The organism is Dietzia sp. DQ11-44 (assembly GCF_014145205.1).
GTDB lineage: Bacteria > Actinomycetota > Actinomycetes > Mycobacteriales > Mycobacteriaceae > Dietzia > Dietzia natronolimnaea.
Genome location: NZ_JAALEC010000634.1, coordinates 1 through 3,974, shown reverse-complemented (window position 1 = coordinate 3,974; position 3,974 = coordinate 1). Strand labels below are relative to the sequence as shown.

5 protein-coding genes are annotated in these 3,974 nt (G+C 70.9%); 4 read left to right on the top strand and 1 reads right to left on the bottom strand.

Annotated elements, in window-relative coordinates:
* The 4 genes from G6018_RS14610 to G6018_RS14595 all read left to right on the top strand — a co-directional run.
* A partial coding sequence (locus tag G6018_RS14610) for a hypothetical protein (protein ID WP_182640010.1) occupies positions 1-354 on the top strand: 354 nt, incomplete at its 5' end.
* Positions 355-417: 63 nt separating this feature from the next.
* Positions 418-1,392 carry a cation diffusion facilitator family transporter gene (locus G6018_RS14605; RefSeq protein ID WP_182640009.1) on the top strand — a complete coding sequence of 325 codons (975 nt, stop codon included), beginning with the start codon at positions 418-420 and terminating at the stop codon, positions 1,390-1,392.
* Between the two features lie 84 nt (positions 1,393-1,476).
* Positions 1,477-2,352 (top strand): DNA-formamidopyrimidine glycosylase family protein, encoded by an 876-nt coding sequence (locus G6018_RS14600; protein WP_182640008.1) that lies wholly within the window; start codon positions 1,477-1,479, stop codon positions 2,350-2,352.
* Positions 2,349-3,104 carry an SDR family oxidoreductase gene (locus G6018_RS14595; RefSeq protein WP_179525869.1) on the top strand — a complete coding sequence of 252 codons (756 nt, stop codon included), beginning with the start codon at positions 2,349-2,351 and terminating at the stop codon, positions 3,102-3,104. The genes G6018_RS14600 and G6018_RS14595 overlap by 4 nt, the downstream gene beginning before the upstream one ends.
* Before the next feature lie 54 nt (positions 3,105-3,158).
* Here G6018_RS14595 and G6018_RS14590 read toward each other — a convergent pair.
* Positions 3,159-3,974: HNH endonuclease signature motif containing protein (locus tag G6018_RS14590; RefSeq protein WP_182640007.1), on the bottom strand; the 816-nt coding region annotated here is incomplete at its 5' end.

The following is a 3,974-nucleotide window of genomic DNA, read 5'->3' as shown; positions in this document are numbered from 1 at the left end:
TCCGCCACGGACCCGGCCAACCCGTACGGCGCCGCGCTGCCCTGGCCACCTTCTGCGGAGGGCGGATCTGGGCACCGTCCCGGCAGGAAGGCCGGTGCGCTCGTCGTGCTGGTCGACGGGCTGTGTGTCCTGTTCGTCGAACGCGGCGGCCGGACCGTCCTCGTGCTGGACGACCGGGCCGAGGCCGTGCCGCTCGCCGCGTCCGCGCTGGCCGCAGTCGTGCGATCAGGTGCCGTCGGCCCGCTGACCGTCACCACCCTCGCCGGCGAACCCGTCCACACCTCGCCCGTCGCGGCCACCTTCGAGAACGCCGGGTTCGGTGCCACCCCGAAGGGGCTGCGCATCCGGCGTTGAGTGAACCGTTCTGACGAGTTAAGATATGCGCATCAATGCATATGTCAGCGGGAGGGGAATCAGATGGGGGTCGGGCACGCACACGGGAGCCACGCGCACAGTTACGGTCACGCGCACAGTTCCGGCCACGCGCACTGCTCCGGCCACGCCCGCCCGACCGGTCACGCCGGCGCGCGGTATCGGATCAGACTGGCGTGCGCCTTCGTTCTGACCGTGGTGTTCTTCGTGGTCGAGCTGGTCGCGGGCCTCATCTCCGGCTCCCTGGCCCTGCTCTCCGACGCCGGCCACATGGCGGCGGACGTGGTGGCGCTGGGCGCGGCGCTCGCGGCGACGGTGATCGCGTCACGGCCGGACCGTTCCGGGAGACGCACGTTCGGCCATTATCGCGTGGAGATCTTCGCCTCCGGTCTGGCGGTGCTCATCATGTCCGGCATGGGCGTCTACGTGCTTGTCGAGGCGTTCAGGCGGCTCGGGTCGGACGCCCCCGTCGCCACCGGAACCATGTTGCTCGTCGGCGGACTGGGGTTGGTCGTCAACATCATCTCGCTGCTCCTTCTGCGCAGTGGATCCTCCGAGAGTCTCGCGGTGCGGGGTGCGTATCTCGAGGTGATGGCCGACGCGGCCGGATCGGTGGGGGTGATCGCGGCCGCGCTGCTCATCCGCGCGACGGGTTCGACGGTGTGGGACCTCGTGGTGGCCGTGGCGATCGCCGTGTTCATCGTCGTCCGCGCGGTCATGCTCGGTAGACAGGTCGTCACGGTGCTCGCCCAGCACGCGCCCGCCGGGGTCGACCCCGCAGCGGTGGAGTCCGAACTCGCGTCGGTACGCGGCGTCGAGGAGGTGCACGACCTGCATCTGTGGACGCTGACCTCGGGGATGGACGTGGGGACCGTCCACCTCGTGACCGCCCCCGGAGTGCCCCACTCCGGAGTCCTCGACGAGGCGCGACGCGTCCTGCGGGAGGGCCACGGCATCGAGCATGCGACAGTGCAGCTCGAGACCGCCGGCGTCGTGGAGTGTCGACAACCGGGATGGTGAACCCGGCAGCCCGGGGCGGTTCAGGGCACCATGGTGCGCACACTCGGAGAGCGGTAGATCGGACAGCGGGCAGAGGAGTCAACGGTGCCGGAGGGCGATTCCGTCTACAGGGCGGCCGCGAAGGTCCACCGTGCGCTGGCCGGGCGGACCCTGGACAGGACCGAGCTCAGGGTTCCCAGATTCGCGGCCGTGGATCTGCGGGGCAGGACCGTGGTGGCCGCCCGGTCCCGTGGGAAGCACCTCTTCGTCGTCGTCGGCCCCGACGCGCAGGGTCGGGACCCGGTCACCCTCCATATCCACCTGAAGATGGAAGGCCGCATCCACATCCACAAGGCGGGGGAGCGGTGGCGGTTCCCCGCGCACACCGTCCGGATGCTCCTGCGCGCCGACGACGTCGAGGTGGTGGGCACCGAGCTCGGGTTGCTGCGCGCGCTGGATCCCGCCGAGGCCGACCGGGCGGTCGAGCATCTCGGTCCCGACCTGCTGGGGCGGGACTGGGACCCGGACGCCAGCGTCGCGGAGGTGCTCCGGCGGATCGGCGAGCGGCCGTCCCGGACGATCGGGGAGGCACTGTTGGACCAGCGCAATCTCGCCGGCATCGGCACCGTGTACCGCGCCGAACTGTGTTTCCTGCGGGGCCTCGACCCGCGGGAGCCGGTGGAGTCGGTGCCTGATCTGCGCGCCGTGGTCGTGCTCGCCCGGCGGATGCTCCTCGCCAACGCCGATCGCGCGGTCCGGGTGACCACCGGGGACACGCGACGCGGGCGGGAGTTGTGGGTGTACGGGCGGGACGGCAAGCCGTGCCGCAGGTGCGGGACCGAGGTGGAGACGTTCCGACTGGGTGGTCTCGCCGACCCGGACGAGCCGAGCGATTCACTCGATCGCATCGCCTACCGCTGCCCGTCGTGTCAGCCGGCGCGTGCCACACTGGGGCCATCGCCAACGGAGGAGAAGCTGTGACCGACCGCAACACGATCCTGATCACCGGCGCCAGCGCGGGTCTCGGCGAGGGCATGGCCCGTCGCTGGGCCGCACAGGGCAGGAATCTGGCGCTGTGCGCCCGGCGTCTCGACCGGCTCCAGGAACTCCGAGCCGAGTTGCTGGCGGCCAACCCGTCGATCACGGTGGCGGTCCGCGAGCTCGACGTGGCCGACGGCGACGCGGTGGAGAGGGTGTTCGGCGAGCTCGACGCGGAGCTCGGCGGGATCGACCGCTTCGTCCTCAACGCAGGGCTGGGCAAGGGGGCGTCCATCGGTACGGGGAAGGCGCACGCCAACCGGGAGACCGCCATGGTCAACGTGATCGGCACCCTCAACCAGGCGGAGGCCGCGATGGAGCTGATGCACGCGCGGGGCGAGGGGCACCTGGTGTTCATCTCGTCCGTGAGCTCGCTGCGCGGCATGCCCAAGGCCCAGAACACGTACGGCGCCACCAAGGCGTTCGTCTCCTCGCTGGCGCAGGGTCTGCACGCCGAGCTCGACAGCGCCGGCAGCCGCATCAAGGTCACCGACATCCTTCCCGGGTACATCCGCACCGACATCAACCGGTCGGTCAAGACCTCGCTGATGACCGAATTCGACGAGGGCGTCGACGCGCTGGTCAGGACGATTGACGCCGAGCCCACTCGTGCGCTCGTCCCGGCCAAGCCCTGGAAGGCGATCGGCCCACTGCTGACGCTTCTGCCGGAGAAGGTCAGCCGCAGGTTCGTCTGACGGGTTCTCCCGCCCGCCCACGCCGGAGAGGCGACGGGTCAGAAGGGAGGCGGGTCAGAAGGGAGGCGGGTCGAGGATGTCATCGAGCAGGGCCTCGACCTCGTGTTCGACCGTGCTGAAGACCGGTGCGTTGCGCTTCCACCAGCGGCTCTGGCCGCCGGGCCGGGTGTCGACCGGGCCGGTTGCGCGGGCACGCTCGGCGCTCAGGCGGGCCGCACGGCGAGTCCAGTAGGTGGGCTCCGGGCGCGTCTCCCCTCCTGTGATGGTCGGGTCCGGGTTGCGCTGTTGTTGTCTGTCCCAGGCGCGGGATTCATTGCGGGCGTGCTCGCGGCGGTAGACCCCGAGCGGCCCGGATGGTCGGGTCGTCATGGTCGCCCCGTCCGGTGTGATGACGGTGAGGGTGCCATCGGGCGCCAGGTCGTAGATCCAGTCGGAGAACGTCTTGAACCGGTGATGGCGCCGACACAGACACATCAGATTGCACTCTTCGGTGGGTCCGCCGCGGGCGGGGTCGGCGTGGTCGAAGGGGCGGACATGATCGATGTCGCAGTCATCGGCCGGAACCGCACAGCCGGGATGGCGGCAGGTACCGTCGCGCAGCCTGATGCGGCGGGCCAACTCGGCACCGGGCCGGTACCTCAGGGAGCGGCGGGCGTCGTCGGCGGCGCCGATACGGGGGTCGACCTTCTCGAAGCTGGCTCCGTCGCTGGTGACGAGCATGTCCAGCAGGGCCTGCAGCGCCGCCTCGCCGGTGCGGGTGAACTCCACCCGAACCCCGTCGTCGTCGCAGGCGCCGTTGCCACCCGCCCCGGCGTTTCCCGCGCCGGCGTTTCCCGCGCCGGCGTTCCCCGCGCCGGCGTTCCCCGCGCC

Bases quoted from the DNA above. Each gene is read 5' to 3' on its own strand.
- G6018_RS14605 (WP_182640009.1), top strand. From the start codon at position 418: ATGGGGGTCGGGCACGCACACGGGAGCCACGCGCACAGTTACGGTCAC.